Source organism: Algoriphagus sp., from assembly GCF_024642405.1.
Lineage (GTDB): Bacteria > Bacteroidota > Bacteroidia > Cytophagales > Cyclobacteriaceae > Algoriphagus.
Genome location: NZ_JAHEBC010000222.1, coordinates 1 through 6,337 on the forward strand (window position 1 = coordinate 1; position 6,337 = coordinate 6,337).

Here is a 6,337-nt window from a genome sequence, read left to right on the forward strand (position 1 = left end):
TAACTTTTCCTGAAGAACCTTTGTAAATTCGGAACCATGAGGAGGCTTAAGCATATTTGCATGTTCACCAGGCATTACAAATTTTTCAACACTCCTCGCATAGCGGCTCCATCCAAGAGTTTCAAAATCTTGAACATAAAATGTTCTTCTTTTGGCTAAAAACAAAGTAATGTCAATATCTAGAGGTTCAATCTCGTATTCCTTCCAAGCATTTACATTAATTAATTCTATTTGTCTTATTCTACTAGAAAGATCGTTATTTATTAAAGTTTTTCCCGCATAGTTAAACCATTTTTCCTTTATATAATTTTTTCTATACTCGATATAAAAACTTAAATCTTCTGATAAAAATTCAAACTCAAATCCTAGTTTTTTAATAAATCTTTTAATTTTTGGAAGGAGGTTTTTCGGTTTTTCAAAATTATAATTAGCAATTGTGTCTATCATTCCGACAAAACCTATTTTTCTATTAGTTTCCATCAGTTGTTTTGACATTTCAAACACTATTAACCCACCTATTGAATTTCCTATCAAATTATAGGGTTCTTTTATCCCACTATGATCTAATTCCTCAATAAAATGAAAAGCCATTTCAGGAATAGTTTTTAAGGGTGCCTTATTTCCAGAGATTGCAGGCGATTGCAAACCATAAACTGTTTGATCTTCATCCATATTTTCCATTATGGTGTTGACCTCTATCGGGTTTAATCCCACCCCATGAACAAAGCAAATAACCTTGTCAGGAGATCCTTTTTTTATTAATACTAAAGATTCTGTTAAATCTTTCTTTTCATTTTCAATGAATAACGAAAAGGATCTAATTGTGGGATATTTAAAAAGAGTAATTAAAGTCAATTTAATATTAAACTCTTTTTCTAATAAAGTTATTAATCTGACCCCCAACAATGAATGGCCTCCTGCTAGAAAAAAGTCAGTATCTAAATCAAAATTTGTGTTTTCTAAAACCAAACTCCAAATTCTAAATACACGACTCTCAATTTCTGATAATTCTCTATAAATCTCTTCAATATTACTTTGAACTGAATTTTCAATTTTTACACTTTCTAATTTGGGCAATAGCTTTCTGTCAATCTTTCCGCTGGTAGTTAACTTAAAATCATCAACAATACAAAAGTCACTTGGCACCATATATTCAGGTAATTCCAGCAATAACTGTTTCCTCAACCCATCTATAATATTTTGGAAATCCAATTTATCTTTTATTTGATCTTTCAAAGAAATATATCCTACTAGTGACAAAAAACCTTTAGAATCATCTGTCCCAACAACAGCATTTAAAATCCCATCGAAATTTAAAATCCTTTGTTCTATCTCCTCTAATTCTATTCTATTCCCTCTAATTTTTACTTGATTATCAATACGTCCTTCAAATTGAATCTCTCCATTAGGCTTTCTAAATCCCAAATCTCCAGTTTTATAAAGTCTTTCTGGAAATTCATCAAAAGGATTCTTTACAAATTTTTCTTCAGTTAATGCGTCTAAGCCTAAATAAGCCTTACCAACTGAATTTCCGCCTATCCAGAGTTCACCTGAAATATTTGGCTGGTCGACCAATTGGCCTGATTTATCAACCAGATAAATTTTAGTTCCGGGGATTTCTTTACCAATTGTAATTTGTATATCCGATTGATCAACTTTTTTCAGTGTAGAGAAAATAGTAGTTTCAGAAGGGCCATAAAGATTAAATATTTCTTTTGAAACTGGGGTAAGCTGGTTAACTAATGATTTTTTTAATGGTTCACCAGCAGAAAACACTGTTAGTGATGGAAAAGAAGTTGACCACCCGGAATTAATCATCATTTGCCAGTGAGTTGGGGTGGCAAACATTTTAGTTACTCCTTTAGATTCAAGAATTGAAAGTATTTTTCTAGGGTCTTTTCTTTCAAGCTTATCCAGCATATAAACTGTTGCCCCAAATAGATAAGGAATAAGAATTTCAAGAGTAGCTACATCAAAAGAAACAGATGTTACGCCTAACACAATATCATCTGTATTGAAATTTAATTCTCTAGCACCATTATTTATAAAGTAATCAAGATTTTTATGAGTAAGAATAATCCCTTTCGGATTGCCTGTTGAGCCAGATGTATAAATAATATACATGGGACTATTTAAAGAGATTTTTACGGGCTTAAAATCAGAAGAAAAATTAAAACCTGACTTTAAAAGATCTTCAAATACTAATCTCTTTTCCCCAAAAACGTTGTTACTAAATGCAGGCTGATCTGTAATAAAGTATCTAACTTCACTATTCTCTAACATATAAATAACCCGATCAGTAGGGTTTTCAACATCAATAGGTAAATAAGCAGCACCTGCTTTTAAAATTGCCAAGATGCTAATAATAGTTGCATTTGACCTTTCTAAATAAACTCCTATAATATCACCAGGATTAACTCCATTATCTTTAAGATAATTAGCGATCTGATTAGACTGTATATTTAGATCCTCATAGGATATTCCTATTTCACGGGTACTTACTGCAATTTTATCAGGAAAATTATTGGCAGTCTTTTGAAACATTTCAATAGAAGGAGGAACAACTTCTACTTCCTCTAAATTTTCTGGAACCGCAGGTGTTGGCCGTACTTTTTCTATTTCTTTTTCCTCATCAAACAGGGTTTTTATTGATTCCAATTTGACAATAGGATTTTCTATTAAAAATGAGACTAATTTATCATAGTTAACTGCAGCATCTTTAATGGAATCACTACTAAACAAGCTTTTGTTATATGTCCATTCATAACTTGGATTTTCAATGGTTCCGAATAGCGCGAGAATAATTTCAAAATTCACATACGATTTTGGATTGGAAACCAGTTGCCTCTCAACGTTTCCAAATTTCATCCTTCGCTCCTGACCTATAGAATTGTTAAAAATCAGAGGTAAAAGCGGAATTCTTGATAAATCTCTCTTAATTTTCAAGTTTTGAACCAACTCACCAAATGAAATAGCACCATGCTCCAAAACCTCTGAAAGCGATTCACTTCTTTCATTCAAATATTCTTCAAAAGTTAGTTCAAAATTAACTTTGGATTTAATGGGAAGTAAAAACACACTATGACCTATCAAGTTTGAAGCTCCCATCAAAGGCTGGCCTGCGATAGGCATACCAAGGATTATATTGGAATTTTTACTCCAAACTGAAAGGAATAATTCATAAATTGATAATAATAATAGATTAAAGCTGACCTTTTTTTTGACGCAGAATTTTTTGGCCTGAACCATTAATCCCTCAGAAGCCTCAAAGTCAAACCGATCTGCCTCTAATTCTCTGATAGGAGGTCTTTCAAAATCAATAGGCAATTCAAACTTTGGAACCGGGTTTGAAAGTTTGTTTAACCAAAATTCCAAATTATTTTTATAAGCTTCGCTAAGAGAAAATTTTTCTACTTTATCGGCGAAATCAGACAATTGGTGAAGCTCTGGCAAAAAAACTTCTTTCCCTTCTACCAATTGACTATAGACTAAACCTAAATGCGATAAAAACAGGACAATAGACCAACCATCAAACATAATATGATGAGATGTGAATGTGAGTCTGAATTCTGAATCACTCAGTTTGATGAGTTCCAAGATATACAAAGGACCTTTTTGAAAATCAAATTCGTAATACCCTGTCCCAATTTTAAATTTCTCAATATATTGATTCTTATCTTCTTCTGATAAATCAGATATATCATTGTAGGATATTGAAGTTTTTAAAGTTTCTAAGATTCGAATTTGCTCCCCATTTTTGGAAAAGACAGCTCTCATTCCCTCATGTTTGGAGATAAGAATCTGATATGCCTCTTCAAGGTTTTCCAAATTAATATCTCCAATCAGTTTCAAAGAATAAGACTCATTGTAGGCCATGCTAGCCTTTTTACCACCTAAATGGCATTGTAGCCAAATCTCCATTTGTGATGGAGTACTAGAAATAACTTTAGATTTCGTCAATTGCTCTACTTCAGGAGGTCGTGAGTCTAAAGTTTTTTCCTTCGTGTTTTTCATAGAAAGAAAGACTGTAGAATAATTGATTTAGATTTCTTGTACTCTTCCGGCGTTACCCAAATTGGAAATCCTTCGTCATTTAAAGATATTTTTGCTCCTTCAAATGGCGGATTATCAATACTCATCCAATTTTCAGATGCCAACAGCAGATCCCCTTCTATAACATCATTTTCGACCAATGACTTAACAATTTCATCTACTTTGCCTAAAGTTAATATCACATCACTCTCTGAATGAGAATCGGTAACGTAACAAGGAAGATTTTCCCAAATATGAATTCCGTTTTCCCTCAATAAAGCAAAAACAACTTCAGAAGTTGATGACTTTTCGCTACTATTGATTTTCCAAATTGAATTGAATTGTTCTGCAGAGTAAGAAACATTATACTTCTCAAAAATAGCATTCAAACCCTTTACCATTTTATCGGAAAGGCTCGCTAATCTTTTCTGAAAACCATCACCCTTTTCCTCCAAAATTTCTAAAATTGCATTAGTTGCTGTAAGAGTAAGTGGATGTCGGGATAATGTATTTGCGAAATAAGATTTTCCAATGCCCACTATTGCATTTTCATCAATTTTAGAATTTTTCACTCCTTTGTTACCCAACCATTTTTCATTACCTGTCAAAACACCTATAGAAAAACCTCCTCCCAGAATATTACCATAAATAGTCATATCTGGTTTGATGGAATAAAGCCCTTGAAATCCACCAATATGGCTTCTAAAACCAGTATTAACTTCATCGAAGATCAGACAAATATTATTCTCGGATGAAAATCCACTCAATTCTTTTAGAAAATCTAATGGTATAAAATCCAGTCGGTTTAATTGAATTGGTTTTACTAAAACTGCTGCGATTTCTAGTGATCTATTTTTGATTATTTCGAGACTTTCAGAGGTACCATATTCAAGAATTAATAAATCTTGAAGAGTTTCATTCTGATCAAGAATGTTATTAATCAATTTTTGGGAGGATGACTCATTCTCCCGAGCTCCAGAATCCTTATCTGAAAAAATAACAAAAAGACTTTTTTGAGAAACTTCCCTAGCGATGTCTAAAGCACCTACTTTTGCCTCCTCACTGGTATCAAAAAATGCAACCTTTTCACTTTTTGTAATTCGGGTTATTTTTTCAGAAACAATTTCTATCAAACTCCCTTGTGTTTTTCCATCAATACCTTTTTGTACTTGTTCTATTATCGCCTTATTTATAAAATCTGGCTGATATCCAAACAAATTACTTCCTGAACCACTAAACCAGTCTAGGTATTTATTTCCATCTAAATCAATTAGTTGGGAGCCTTTGCAATTTTTAGTAACAATCGGATAGTTTAAATCCTTTAAAAAATCCTTGATCTCAAATTCCTTTTCTGAGTCTATGTTTGAACCAGAGCCTTTTTTAATTAAAATCTTACTTTTTTGTGTTTTAGCGGAATAGGATTGAAGCAATTTTTTAATAAATAACTCAGCTTTTTCAGATAAAGCAGGATATTTAGAATCATCTGCCTCAACAGGTTTTCCTATCGTTTCTTTTTCTTCCCTTCGAATAATATTTTCCCTAACTATTTTATTAGCAGTTATTTTCTTGAGGGCAGGCTCGCTAATTTTCTTTACGAGATCAGAATTGACTAGCAAGTATTCAACCAAATTCTGAGGCGTATTTAAATCATTATTTAATTGTAAGAATGAAACATCAACTTTAAACTCCTTCTTGATTGAAAAAGCAAGTTGAGTCATACTTAAAGAATCTAGCCCTATTTCAAAATAAGTGAGACCAAAATTCTCAACTAAAACACTAACTCCACAGGCTTCTTTCAATATCTGAGAAACTTTTGACTCAAATATTTCCTTAACCGAATCATTTTTCGCTAAATCTCCGCTATCTACAACTTCAACTCCATGATTTTCAAAATCAAATGAATCTTCAATATTCTCTTTGACAAAATCAATTTTAACATCTATCCAACATCTTTTTTTATCGAATGCATAGGTAGGTAATAACATTTTATCCTGATACACTTCATCATAAATCTCATCCCAATTAAGAATTAATCCTTGTCCTACTAAAGACGTTACCTGCTGTTGAAAATATTCAAATTCTGAAATTGAAGTTGTTTTGTTTAAGCTATTTACAAAAGCTACATTCTTAGCACCTTCATGTTGCATTAGAAATGTCCCTAAACTCTTACCTGGCCCTACTTCAACCATCGCGGCTTCCGGAAGTTCGTTTAGTAAATTATTAACAGCACTATTAAACTGAACTGGAAGTCTCATATGTTGAGTCCAATATTCAGAAGAAGTTGCTTCAGAATCTTTCATCCAGT

Annotated in this window: 2 protein-coding genes; both read right to left on the reverse strand. The window is 32.3% G+C overall.

The window, feature by feature from the left end; genetic code table 11:
- Positions 1 to 4,014, reverse strand: a 4,014-nt coding sequence (locus tag Q0L68_RS14605) for an amino acid adenylation domain-containing protein (protein WP_296704637.1), incomplete at its 3' end; no start/stop codon positions are given.
- Positions 4,011 to 6,337 (reverse strand): aminotransferase class III-fold pyridoxal phosphate-dependent enzyme (locus Q0L68_RS14610; protein WP_296704639.1); only part of this gene is annotated, 2,327 nt, incomplete at its 5' end. The genes Q0L68_RS14610 and Q0L68_RS14605, both read right to left, overlap by 4 nt.